This window comes from Amycolatopsis aidingensis, from assembly GCF_018885265.1.
Lineage (GTDB): Bacteria > Actinomycetota > Actinomycetes > Mycobacteriales > Pseudonocardiaceae > Amycolatopsis > Amycolatopsis aidingensis.
Window position 1 is genome coordinate 3,751,955 of sequence record NZ_CP076538.1, and the last position, 12,169, is coordinate 3,764,123.

The following is a 12,169-nucleotide window of genomic DNA, read 5'->3' on the forward strand; positions in this document are numbered from 1 at the left end:
CGGCCGCTTCGAATGGCCCACCGCGTGGGCATGGCGTGGAAGCGGGTGCGTTGACGCCGCAACGGGGCATGGCGTCAACGCACCCGACGTGGGGTGGTCAGGCGGGGTTGTTGGCCTGGCTGTTGCAGGCACTGGTCGAGCAGGTCTGGCCGCACCCGTCGCTGGTGTCGCAGGACAGCTTCGCCAGTGGGTAGGCCGCCTCGATCACCTGGAAGTCGAGCGTGAAATCCCCGTCGGGGCTGGCGGCGGAGCGCGCGGCCGATGCGTTGGGGTTCGTGGTGTGGGGCAGCGTGCTGGTGGCGCTGGACATCCTTCGGTCCTTCCTGTGTCGGTTGTCCTCCGGAACCTGGCCGTGCCCGCCGGCCCGTGGTGTCAGGCCGTGGGGCTGGCCAGGAGATCGCGACGCGGGTGTGCCGTTTGTCGATCACCGCCACCGTGCGGGGTGGATCCGGGTTGGCCGGTTCGTCGGCGTGGGCCTGGTGGACCAGGTCGTCGGGGGCGGTGCGCGGCCAGATGGTGATGACCGGGTCGGGGCCGCGCCGGTGGTGGCGATCCCACGTGCGAACCTGCTCGGCCAGCGTCTTCGCCGCCGCGTGGGCTTGGGGGCCGAATCCATGGGCCCCCATCTCGAACACACCCGGTCGCAGTCGTCGACTGGCCAGGTAGGCGAAGGAATCCCCGCTGTCGTAGACGGAGGCGCTGGGGAACCATCGGCCACCTGGCTCGGCCATCACCGGGTCGCCCTCGGCGGGGACGTAGTCGCTGTCGACGGCCAGCAGGCAGAACCCGGGCAGCACACTGGCCAGCCACAGCACCAGCGAGTCAAACGGTTCCATGGCACCGACCGTCACCCCGGACCAGGCGTCGGCGCGGTCGGTCGCCAACACCCTGTCCAGTGGGAGGGATCATGGGGCAGGTGTCGTCGTCGAAACGCAGCGCGATCCGGTCCCCGTGCAACAGCAGCATCCGCTCCCGATGCGCCCCTTGACCGCGGATCTTCACGAAGCCACACACCTCGGCCGAGTCCGCGACCAGATGATCACCGGTGCGCCGCAAGCTCAATGACCGGGTGATCCCGCGCATGCGCAGGGGAACGACGATCCGTCCACCCTCGATGAGGTGCTCGATCCACGCGGGCGGAACATCCCAGCAGCCCACGGTCACCAGGACGACATCGAACAGGCCGAGGCCGGGCAGGCCGGTTTCGGCGTCGCCGCACACGACCTGAACGCGGGAGTATCCGGCGGCGTCCAGGAGGGTGCGGGCCCGGTCGGTGATCTCGGGGTCGATGTCCATGGTCGTCACACCGCCGGTCTCGCCGACCAGTTCGGCCAGCATGGCCGCGTTGAGGCCGCCGGAACCCACCTCCAGCACCCGCATACCCGGCTGGATGTCGGCCTGCTCCAGCATGAACGCCTGAATCTGCGGTGCGCTGATCGAGCTGACGGCGGCACCGTGCTCGTCCCGTTTGGTCACCACCGCGGTCGTCGCCGCATACACCTCGTCCACCGGCACCTCGGGGGCGAAGGCATGCCGATCCATCCTGCCGAACACGGCGGCGACGCGATCGGAGCGCAATGCGTGCAGCTCCCACAGCTGTTCGATCATCGCCGCCCGTGCTCTGGCCACACGCTTCGCGGTCAGGGCATCCCTGCCCGGGGCAGTATCGGATCCGGCGCTTGTGTCGTGGTCGCGGCCTGCGGTCACCTGGCTGCTCGTCCCCTTGCGTGGTCTGGTGTCGGAAATCCCCGTGCTGTGTCCGCTGCCGGCACCGCGGAGGCGCATGGTGTGTCGTTCGCGGGGATGGCACGGATCAGCACGGCGGCGATCACGCTAGGGCGAGCCGTGACGACCGGGCCAGAAGTTTGCTCCAGTTTGCTCGAAGATACCCTGACCGTGTGGCCGTTTGTTGACGAATCATCGCTGGTGAGCCGACTATCAACGGGTCCGAGCAAACTCACGCACCTGCGTGGTGGAAGGGGTAGTCATGCAGCTCAGGTTCCTCGGCAAAGACACACAAGGCGGAGGCTCGCCGACCCTGTACGCCACGGACCGCGGTACCTACGTGGTGCAGGGATGGAAAGTGCACGGGCATCCCACCCGGATCGAGATCCCCCACCGCCTGCTCGGACACGTCGAGGAAGGGAAATGCCTGGGCGCCCACCTCGACGACACGGGCCGCGGCAGCTTCATCCTCTCCGGTCGGCCCGTCACCGACGCCGCAGCGCTGGCGACCATGGACATCCCGGGACACGAAACCTGCGTCGAAGTCCCGACGAAGAAGGAGGTACGGGTCAGTGCAACTGCTACAGGGTGAGGCGTTCGACGCGCTCTTCCGCGAATTCGAGCGCGACGCGTTCCACCTGGAAGTCCGGGACACCTACACCACGCCGGAGGAGTCGGAACCGTTCCACCTGTTCCTGACCGGCCGACACGACGACTTCGCATGGTTCCAGCCGTGGCTGAACCTGGTCCGCAACGCCACCAGCACCGGCCGCATCGTACGGCGCGTCCGCGTGGTCACCGTCCCGCACGGCGACTACACCCGGTGGGGACTCACCGTGGCCGAACACAACACCGCCGCAGGCGAGGACGTCCGGTGGCTACCCCGGCACCTGATCAACCCCGACCAGCTGTCGGCGGACGACTTCTGGCTCTTCGACGACAACCGCGTCGTGTTCACCGTGTTCGAACCCGACGGCCGGTTCGCCGGCGGCGCCGCCACCACCGATCCCGTCATCGTGCGCCACTGCCGCACGGTACGAGACCGGGTCTGGCAGACCGCCGTCCCGCACCACCGCTACCTGGAGACCGAGCACGCCACGGCCTGAACCGAGAACGAGCCACTCGTGACGCACTCCCTCCACCAGGCACGCCAGGCCCTCGGTCACCAGCTGCGCGACCTCCGCAAGGACGCACAACTCACCGGCCGCGACCTGGCCACCCTGGCCGGCTGGCACAGCTCCAAAGTCTCAAAAATCGAGTACGGCAAACAAACCCCCACCGAAGACGACATCCGGGCCTGGTGCCAGCACACCCGTTCCGAACCCCAAATCCCCGACCTCATCGCCACCGTACGCAACATCGAATCCATGTACGTCGAATGGCGCCGCATGCTCGGAGCCGGCACCCGACGCCGCCAAAAAGCCTCACAACGACTCGAAGCCAAGACCACGCTGATGCGCTGGTACGAGCCCGTCCTCATCCCCGGCATCCTGCAAACCGCCGAATACGCCCACGAAGTCATGCGCCGCGTCATCGAATTCTACGACATACCCGACGACCTCGACGCCGGCGTCGCCGAGCGCATGGAACGCCAGAACATCCTCTACCGCGGCGACCACCAATTCCACTTCATCCTCGCCCAGCAAGCCCTGACGACAACCGTCGGCAACCCCAACATCATGATCGGCCAACTCGACCGGATCCTGGCCATCATGTCACTACCACGAGTCGTCCTCGGCATCATCCCCAACGACGCCGAATACCGCGTACCCACCAACCAGTTCATCATCTTCGACAACCAACTCGTCCACGTCGAAACCATCTCCGCCGAACTCACCATCAGTCAACCCCGAGAAATCGACACCTACAACAAAGCCTTCCAATCACTCTCCGGGCAGGCCCTGACAGGGCCAGCGGCGCAAAACATTATTACCAGAGCGGTCGATCGATTTCATAATAAGAGAAAATAAGTACCGGAAACGAGTCAATTTGTAGCGGGTGTCAAGGAATGCGTCGAGGATAGTGGGGTAACGACGGCCTGTCGCCGATCCCTGGTTGGCATCGGTTGCTGCCGCGTGGAGTCTTTAGCGATTGGCGGCTGCTGGTGGTGTGGGGCGGATGGCGTTGTAGATGTGTGCGACTTTAGCGCCCTTCGTAATCATGCGATCGAGCGTGGGCCTCAAGCTCACGCCAGCCATCACCAGTCGCGCTATGACAGAACGTGGCCGGCCCATCCTTCGGCGTGCGGTGCAGGTCGTCCTACAAGGTGACGCCGGCCGCGGGCCAGTCGAGGAAACGCTCGGCGACCGTCTGACCGTGGTAGGTCTGGCCGATCGAGGTGAAGCCCAGCCGCAGGTAGAGCTGTTCGGGGCCGTCGGGGTGCGGCACCCACAGGACAGTGACCCGGTTCTGGCCGCGTCGGCGGGGCCTCGATGCAGGGTTACTCGTCAGCGCACCGGCCGCATCCGGTGCGCTGACGGCCAGCCGCGACCGTTGAGTCGCCAGATGCCGCAGCGGAAATAGTCGATCAGGCAGTTCGGGTCGAAGCCACCCGTGATAGACCCGACGAGCTGGGTCGTCGTCGTAGATCAACCGGGGCCATGCGGAGGTCGGTTGCCGGTGAGCCGGAGTTGGGCGCCGGGGTGGGGGCGTTGCCGGCGGGCGATGACCCGCATGCCGGGTGGCCAGTCCTGCGGTCCGGGCCGGCTGGCCGGGTCGGTGTGGGCATCCAGGCAGTGAGTTCGGCGACCTGCGCACCCTCGCGCGGTCGGCCGCCGTTGTCGAGGGCGGCGCGCCAGGCCTGCACCGGGATGGTCTCCAGTGCGGTCTTGACGGTTTCGTGCGCGGGGAACCCGATCGAGTATTCCACCCCCAGGTCGGCGAGATGCTGCAGCAGCGCTTTGGAGCAAGCGCCCGGAGTCGGCGCGGATGAGCACGTGCGCTCGTTCGCGCTCGGGTAGTTGGGCCAGCGCCAGATCGACCGCCTCAATGTGATCTTGTTTGTTCCACGGTGAGGCGTTTCCCGGGCGCAGCTGCGCTACCAGCGTTTCCCCGGTCCCGTGTTCACCGTGGTCGACGAAGGCGCACATCGGTGCGAACCCGAATCCCCGCTTGTGGGTGGGTGCGGCCTGTTCCTTGTCCGAATGCGCGGTCACCAGTGTGGCGTCGATGTCCACGATCACCTGGCCACCATCCTGGGTGCCGGGACCGCCGGCCAGTGGCCGTCGCCGCGCCCACACCGCCGCCCGCGCCTGAGCCCGGGCGGACCGGATCGCCGGCACCGCGATCGCGCTGTCGGCAGCGAGGGTGCTGAACAACCGGGACACCGTCGGGTCACTGGCCACCAAGCCGAACACCTCCGCCTGCGCCCGGACTACCGCGAGGTCAGCCAGACAATCTCCGCCCAGAGCGACCGCGATCGCGACATCACACACGATCTTGCCCGGATCATGTGCGGCGCGCCGGCCTCGCCACGGCGCGAGCGCCCCGGACAACGCCCGCTGCGCCCCGGACAACCGCAGCGTCTGCCGCAGCAGCAACCCACCGGCAGACGACGCCAGCGACTCGCGCGCCGGATCAAGAACAACACTCGGGCCTGCGGTACGCTTCTCCTACGGAGTGCCTTCCACTCGGTGCTGCTTGTGACGTCGCAATCCCAAGCATTGCCGGGCAGGACAGGCACTTCCGTGCTTGGCAGGCCCGTGTCGCCACCCAAGACACGAAATCTCGAGGCGTCTGGTGCTATCGGCCTCACGGCGGGCGGCGCGTTGCACCTGGGCAGTAGACACGGGTCTTGGTCCGGTGGCCGGTTGCGGTGAATGATCACCAGCAGACAGACCTCCATGTCGGTGGGTGGCGCTACGGTCGATCCAGAAGGTCGTCTGAGAAGGAAGGCCCTATGTCGGTAGACGCGTGCCATGAACGTGCCAGGAGGTACGACCGCGGCTTGCCTCGCAAGCCTAGCTACGTCCTCGTGACGGTTAGGCGCCGTAGCCGCACCCGGTATCGCGACGTCAGTTCGGCAGGCGCGCGCTGCGAATGTGGTCGAAGCGGCGGTTCGTGGCAGACGTTGGTGAATTGGTCTTCGACGACGACCACGGCGTCACATCGTGGGGCAGCTTTGAATCTACGAAGATTTGATGAGCATCGATGCGGCTCTGGTCTGGAGCGGACAGTACGTATCCAGGCGCCGTTGAACAGCGTGAGGAACGGAGCTTTGGCAAACATTCGGTACATCGAGGGTGGGAATAATCGACTTTTGCGGCACGTCCTGCGGCTCGTCTGGGGTCAGCAATGCTATTGGTGTCACCGATTTAAGGATTTCTCCGAGCTCGAGATTGATCACATAATCCCTAGGTCCATGAGTAGTGGTGCACGAATCAAATTACAAGGGAAGTTAAATCTGCCCATGGACCATGATGTCCATGGGATCTGTAATCTTGCCCCGATCTGCGGTGCGTGCAACAAGGCGAAGAGTGGTATGGATTTATCTGCGACCGGTCTTCTACTGTCGATGTTGCATAAAGCGCGGAAGCTCGCTCCCGAGATTACTCGGCAGGTGGTAGCGTTTGGTAGCCCGTCCAAGCTCGAGAGTGCCCTCCTTGAGGCGACGGAGGCTGACCTGAGCGATACAAGAACGCGAGAGATCTTCGAGCGGAGCGCGCCGGCAGTCGTTCAAAGGCTTGCTGAACTCGGGGACGGAAAAGCTGACTACTTCGTGTTCAAAGAAGTGAGAGTCGAAGCTAGTGAGTCGCCACTGTACACCTGTGGGCCACCCGTCATGGTGAGGGTGGGGCTCAAACTGTACGAATGCGGCCGTGCCTCGATGACTGTCCTCGAGCGGGTGGTCGGTGGGCGGTTGGAAGTGGCGCTCCGTGTGCCGCTATCCGATTTGTTAGAACTTATTGCGACGACCGTAGGGAGTGCGTTCGAGAGATATAGCGAAAATCCGGACGCGTCGAAGGCTGGGGAAGTTAACATTGAATGGCCCGAGATCACTATCGATCGCGTTGAGTTCGACAGTCGTTCGCCAATTGATCTTGAGTTCGAATTTGCGGGCGAGTTTCGGGTGGCGGCTACGGCCGGTGTCGCTTGGGTAAGCCAGCGTGACGGCAGCTTGGAAGATGTTCAGGGTGATGCAACCGTGAGCGGTCGGTTCAGGTTCGAATTGTCTTGGGCGCCTGGTGTTGCAATCGGTAAGTTCCATTTCGGTCAGGTTTGGCTTGAAGACTGGCAAGCTGACGTATGGATAACGCCCGGACGCGAGTCGTTGCGATGTCAACTATCCGGATCCCACTGACACAGCGACGCTGGCCGACGTCCCGGCGTTTCGCACCTGCTGATAGACGGTACTGACCGCGCCGGATGTGACGGCGCCAGCGTACTTGCTGAAGTGGCCCACTTCCGACCAGCTTCCCGCCACGTTCTTCACGCCGACGTGGCTGCTGCCAGAAGGCGACCCGACACGACCTTGGGAGGAGATCCTGGATGTCCTGTTCTGGAAGGTTCACCAGATCGAGCACGCGACACTCGCAGCTCGCCTCGATCACGTCGTGGCCTTCCTCGGTGTGGGCGCAGCGCTCAAGCAGGACATCGGACGCCATACCTTCCACTTCGTCCCGGTGGCATGCGATCACGCCATCGACCTGTGCGATGCGTTCCTCCGTGACAAACCCCTGCCCGCCGAATCATCGATCGTGACCGAGGTCTTGGAACGCCTCGGGAAGGCGATGCAACCAGCGAAGAGAGCGGCCCGCGACTTCCAACATTGAGAGTGAGCGTACGGTATCGAACCTGGCCAGGCCGCATCGGCGACTTGAGCCAGGTTCGTCCGCGCGCAGTACGACACCGAGGCCGGGAAGTACATCGCGGCGTTGATAAGCGACCTGCCCGCAACCGGCTGGACCAATCGCCGAGCACATGGGGCCACCACACCGGATCCGTGTAGGACAACGGATCCGGCTGAACGGGTGATTCGCCCGACACTCAGCCCCCGACCGGCTATCGTGACTATTCGTGCCAGACGATCATGCACACCGGGGGTTCCGCGCGCTCGTTCCCGAACGTACCTGGTCGACGCTGTGCAAGCTCGGTTTCCTCCGCACTTTTAGCAAGGGTGAGCCCATCTTCGTACGCGGCGCCCCGGCGTCCTCGGTTCTGCTGCTGACGTCAGGACGGGTCGAAGTGGGGTGCCACACCGAGGACGGCGACTACCGCCTCATCGCCCTGCGCGGCGCCGGTGATGTGATCGGCGAGGTGGCCTTCGAGGTCGGCGGCGTGCGCACGGCGGACGTCTTCGCATTGGAACCCTGCGCGGCTTTTGCAGTGCCCTCACACACTTTCGAGCGCGTACTCGTCGCCGACGGCGTCCACCGCGAGGTCCGCCGGTATGTAGCGGCCAAGCTGCAACGGGCGGGCCAGGACTCGGTGGACATGCTGAGCCTGCCCCCGTTGCGGCGGATCGCACGGTTGATGGTGCAACTGGCCGACCTGGCCGAGCCGGGGCACAACCCTCGCCTGATACCGATGTCGCAGACCCGGCTCGGGCACGTGTTGGGGCTGTCCCGCAGCCTCGTGGCTGGCCTAGTCGCCCAGCTACGCCGGGAGGGCGTCCTGAGCGCGGAGCGCAACCTGACCGTCGAACGGTTTGACAAGCTCCGCCGCCACGCATACCTAAGTCAAGAGTGACGCAGGTCACTTTTGTTCGTCTTCTGGTGGACATCACCCCCCGGGCTGACGAGCCACAGTGCTTCCCATGACCGAGGACACGCATTCCGTCGCCTATGAGTTGCCGCCGTACCACGCGGTGCTGTCGGTGGACGTCAAGAACTTCAGCGGGGTCACCCCCGCCGACCATTACGCGCTCACCGAGCTGATCCCGACTATCCTTGAACGCGCGTTCGAGCGGGCGGAGCACGCCGCGACCTGGGCAGACCGCCGGTTCCCGGCCGGTCGTGGCGACGGGTTCGTGGTCGGTTTCCGCCCGGAGAGCCTGCCGATCCTTGTCGGGCCGTTCCTCGACGCCCTGCAGGACGAACTGGCCTACCACCACCGCATGCGCCTCGGCCGGAACGGCGAGCCGACTCGCCTGCGGGTGAGCGTCGCGGTGGGCCCGCTGACCGATTCCGGGAATGCCCAGCTCGGGGACGGTTCGGGCGCGGCCATGGTCGAGACACACCGGCTCCTGGACTGCGAGCCGGTCCGCGAACTGCTCGCAAGCTCCGACCCCGAGGTCACCTTCGTCGCCGCGGTGCTCTCGGCGCGCGTCTACGAGGACGTTGTGCTCTCCGGGTACGCGGCGAAGGCACCGGGTGAGTTCGTCCGTGTCCCGGTGTCGGTGAAGAGTTACGTGGGTGATGCCTACCTGCACGTGCCGAAACCCTCGGGTGACCTGCTGTCCCGGGGCATCGGCACGCCGGACGAGCCATTCCCCGACGGCCCCGTTTCGCAGGACGAAGCTCCCGGAGCCAATAGCGCGGTGGCCAACACGAGCAACGGCACCGTATACGGGAACACGATCCAAATGCGGGACGAGTATCGCCGGACCGACAAATCCCGGAACTCGCACCAGCACACCGTCGGCGACGGGAACATCGTCACCGGCGGCAACCTACGCGGCGGTATCCGACAGAACGTCCGCAAGAACGGGGAGAAGAACTGATGACCACCACGGACAGCTTCAAGGCCCCCACCAGTAGCACCTCGGTCACCGGCGATGGCAACGTGACCGTGGGTGGCTACGTCACCGGCGGCATTTCCGTCGACGTGCGGAAATCGGGTGACACGGTCCAGGTCTTCGGCACCGGCAGCGGGTACCGGGACCTGATCGTCCGGGACGAGATCGACCCTGGCCACCTTCTCTGGCTTAAGGACCGTTTCGCCGAGCCGCACGAGTTCACCGAGATCGTGAAGTCCTTGCATGACGACAAGGTCGTCTTCCTCCACGGCCGGCCGCGCAGCGGGCGGTGGACGACCGGCGTCTGGGCGCTCAGGGCCGTTTCCGGCGGCGAAACGCCGACGATCAACGTCATCGAGTTCGACGAGGACACCCAGCTCGACTTGCGCCGCGTCGCGCAGAACGCCCGCATCCTGCTTGACCTGACCAAGACCGACAGCGAGGTGCTCGACAAAGGCGAAAGCCAGCTCAAGAGCTTCCTGGGTACCGTCACGGGCGCGGAAGCACATCTCGTCGTGCTCCTGCCCGAACCGCCGCCGCCTGCACTGCAAGCGCTCTACCAGGGCCGGACCAAGCAACTTATCGAACCGGCTGCCGGGCACGTGCTGCGCGCCCACCTGCGGAAGACCGCGGTTCCTGCGAAGATCGCGGACGAACCCCCGATCATCGAGGCGCTCGCGTCGGCCCGTCCTGCGGACGCGGCCTGGCTAGCCGACCTGATAGTGCGCGAACACCATCTCGCGGGCGAGGGCGCCGCCATCGGCACCGTGGCGGAGAAAGCGGTCCTCGCCTACGGCAACTGGACGGCCGAGCTGATCACGGTCTTCGACAAGGAGGAGGATCGGAATCGACGCAGCCTGCTGCTCACTGTTGCTCTGCTCAGCGGCTGTTCGACCGAAACCCAGTATTGGGCGGAACGCGAGCTGCTCACCATCGCCGGGTACCCGCCCCCGCCCGGGAAGCTGTTGGAGGGCCGTGGCTTCGCCGGCCGGCTGACCGAGCTCAAGGGCGTTAGCTTCACCGACGACCGGGCGCGGTTCGACCGCTTCTACTATGACCGTTCGGTTCTCCGGCATGTCTGGCATGGATATCACGAACGCCGTGAGGAGTTGGTGGATTGGGTGATCGCGCTCGGGCTTGGGCAACGGCCCCGGTTGGACGATGCCGCCAGGGCCGGCCTGGTGAGCCGCTTCCTCGACCTCTGTGCGTCGCAGGACGCCGCTAAGTTCATCACGAAGGTGGCTGAAAAATGGGCAGTATCTGGTAAGGCGGTGCCCGCCCGTATGGCCGTCGACCTGGTCACCGCTGCGGCGCTCGACGATCGTAGTGCCCCGGTGGTGCACCGTCAGCTGAACGAGTGGGCCCGAAAACCCGACCTCACCGCCGCGCTCGTCAATCTCGTGCTGTCGGTGTGCCAGTCCAAGTTCGGCCGCAAGCACACGGACAAGGCGCTTACCCGGCTGGGCAACCTCGCCCTGCACAACGACCGATGGGTCAACGACGAGGTCGTGACGGCCGTGCTCGCTCTCGTTCGAGACAACGGCGCTTTGCCGCAGGCACTGACGAAACTTGACGAGTGGCTGCGCAGCGGCAAGGAACGGCAGTGGGCCGTATCGGTACGGATCCTGTGCGAGCTGCTCTCCGCGGACGCTGGCGAGTTCATCGGGGTCCACCGACAGCCGCTGGTTCGGATCTGGCGGGCCCAGTTGGCCCTGGGAGACGACGCGCTCGTCCACGAGGCGATCGGATCCTGGTTGGATCTGGCAACCGGCTCGGACCAGCAGGCTTTCCTGCTGGGGGTGCTCGGCGAAGCCGCGGCGACGTCGGACACGCCGCTCGCGCAGATCGGCGCGGTGCGCATGGCCGCCGACCGCTGGCTCGGATTCGTCCCCCGCTACTGGGAAGACCATGACCGCATCGACCCCCGTCTCGCCGTGCACCAAGCGCTGGCGGAGGAACTGTTGACTAGGCATCCGTTCACCCCGCAGCCCATCCATGACCGGGACTCCTGAGTATGCGATGGCGCCGCCGCACGACACCGGACGAGCCCGACCGGCGCGCACCGTTCACGGGCTCGATTCCCAGCGAGCTGCCCGGCTTCGACTTCGAGGCGCGCTGCACGGTGGTCTGGAACGCGTCACCAGGCTGGCGCGAGGCCGCCCTCCAGGAGGTAGCCGACCAAGCCGCCAGTCTGCTGCGTGGCTACTCGCCTGTCCACGCAGAGCTCGCCGGCACCCGGCTGGCCGCGGACCTGGCGGCAGGAAGGACATTATCCGACGATCCACCGGTCCGTGTGTGGGCCGAAGACGTCGTCGTCACCGTCGCTACAGACCAACTCGAACTGGCACAGCAATACGCACAACGACTCCGGGAACGGGAACTCGCTGCGGCCGGGCACGAGGTCGAACGCGCCGAACTCACATACCTGAAGAACACGGTCTTCAAGAACACGGCCTCGGCATCGCTCTGGTGGCTACGACACCACAACCACGACGTCACTAAGCTGAGCTCGGTCGTCGAAGACCTAAATCGTACGGTAAAAATCGTCGCCGGCGACGACATCCTGCCTCCAGTGGACGCCCTTATCACCGCTTTCGACGCGTTGGTCCCGGATCTCGATCCACGTGAACGGTACGAAATCCACCTGAAATTGGCGCAGATTCTCTACACCCTGGGAAGGAACAAAGACGCGGATGCCTTGCGCTCCCAATTCAGGACGCACCCGCAGGAGGGGCTGTCTGATTAACGCATATGGTCGGTTGGGGAGGC

General features: G+C 65.3%; 12 protein-coding genes and 1 pseudogene. 9 read left to right on the top strand and 4 right to left on the bottom strand.

Annotation, left to right across the window (positions count from 1 at the left end; all coding sequences use genetic code 11):
- Window positions 1–97: 97 nt before the first annotated feature.
- Both KOI47_RS17130 and fxlM read right to left on the bottom strand, forming a co-directional pair.
- A complete protein-coding gene (locus KOI47_RS17130) occupies window positions 98–310 on the bottom strand; it encodes an FxLD family lanthipeptide (RefSeq protein WP_216217356.1) in 213 nt (70 codons plus the stop codon).
- Window positions 311–822: 512 nt separating this feature from the next.
- Complete coding sequence (gene fxlM / locus KOI47_RS35690) at window positions 823–1,608, bottom strand: methyltransferase, FxLD system (protein ID WP_232376804.1); 786 nt, start codon at window positions 1,606–1,608, stop codon at window positions 823–825.
- Window positions 1,609–1,987: 379 nt separating this feature from the next.
- Between fxlM and KOI47_RS17140 the strand changes: the two genes are divergently transcribed.
- The 3 genes from KOI47_RS17140 to KOI47_RS17150 are packed head-to-tail and all read left to right on the top strand — an operon-like array spanning window position 1,988 to window position 3,695.
- On the top strand, window positions 1,988–2,317 hold the full coding sequence (locus tag KOI47_RS17140) for a hypothetical protein (protein ID WP_216216929.1): 330 nt from the start codon (window positions 1,988–1,990) through the stop codon (window positions 2,315–2,317).
- Complete coding sequence (locus tag KOI47_RS17145; RefSeq protein WP_216216930.1) at window positions 2,298–2,831, top strand: DUF6879 family protein; 534 nt, start codon at window positions 2,298–2,300, stop codon at window positions 2,829–2,831. The genes KOI47_RS17140 and KOI47_RS17145 overlap by 20 nt, the downstream gene beginning before the upstream one ends.
- Window positions 2,832–2,849: 18 nt before the next feature.
- The gene (locus KOI47_RS17150) at window positions 2,850–3,695 is read left to right on the top strand and encodes a helix-turn-helix domain-containing protein (RefSeq protein ID WP_216216931.1); all 846 of its coding nucleotides are present in this window, start codon (window positions 2,850–2,852) and stop codon (window positions 3,693–3,695) included.
- Window positions 3,696–3,984: 289 nt separating this feature from the next.
- Here KOI47_RS17150 and KOI47_RS17155 read toward each other — a convergent pair whose 3' ends face one another.
- On the bottom strand, window positions 3,985–4,317 hold the full coding sequence (locus tag KOI47_RS17155) for a hypothetical protein (RefSeq protein WP_216216932.1): 333 nt from the start codon (window positions 4,315–4,317) through the stop codon (window positions 3,985–3,987).
- Window positions 4,314–5,306, bottom strand: a pseudogene (locus KOI47_RS17160) (transposase); the annotation flags it as partial. The pseudogene KOI47_RS17160 and the gene KOI47_RS17155, both read right to left, overlap by 4 nt.
- A gap of 827 nt (window positions 5,307–6,133) precedes the next feature.
- Here KOI47_RS17160 and KOI47_RS17165 point away from each other — a divergent pair.
- The 6 genes from KOI47_RS17165 to KOI47_RS17190 all read left to right on the top strand — a co-directional run bounded on the left by KOI47_RS17165 (window position 6,134) and on the right by KOI47_RS17190 (window position 12,146).
- Window positions 6,134–7,024: a hypothetical protein gene (locus KOI47_RS17165; RefSeq protein ID WP_216216933.1), complete on the top strand. Its 891-nt coding sequence runs from the start codon at window positions 6,134–6,136 to the stop codon at window positions 7,022–7,024.
- Window positions 7,025–7,091: 67 nt separating this feature from the next.
- Entirely contained in the window at window positions 7,092–7,496 is a 405-nt protein-coding gene (locus KOI47_RS17170; RefSeq protein WP_216216934.1) for a hypothetical protein, read from the top strand.
- A 244-nt stretch (window positions 7,497–7,740) separates the two neighbouring features.
- Entirely contained in the window at window positions 7,741–8,412 is a 672-nt protein-coding gene (locus tag KOI47_RS17175) for a Crp/Fnr family transcriptional regulator (protein WP_216216935.1), read from the top strand.
- A gap of 67 nt (window positions 8,413–8,479) precedes the next feature.
- On the top strand, window positions 8,480–9,385 hold the full coding sequence (locus KOI47_RS17180; RefSeq protein WP_216216936.1) for a hypothetical protein: 906 nt from the start codon (window positions 8,480–8,482) through the stop codon (window positions 9,383–9,385).
- Window positions 9,385–11,412: a hypothetical protein gene (locus KOI47_RS17185; protein ID WP_216216937.1), complete on the top strand. Its 2,028-nt coding sequence runs from the start codon at window positions 9,385–9,387 to the stop codon at window positions 11,410–11,412. The genes KOI47_RS17180 and KOI47_RS17185 overlap by 1 nt, the downstream gene beginning before the upstream one ends.
- Window positions 11,413–11,414: 2 nt before the next feature.
- Window positions 11,415–12,146 carry a hypothetical protein gene (locus KOI47_RS17190; RefSeq protein WP_216216938.1) on the top strand — a complete coding sequence of 244 codons (732 nt, stop codon included), beginning with the start codon at window positions 11,415–11,417 and terminating at the stop codon, window positions 12,144–12,146.
- The last annotated feature ends 23 nt before the right edge of the window (window positions 12,147–12,169 follow it).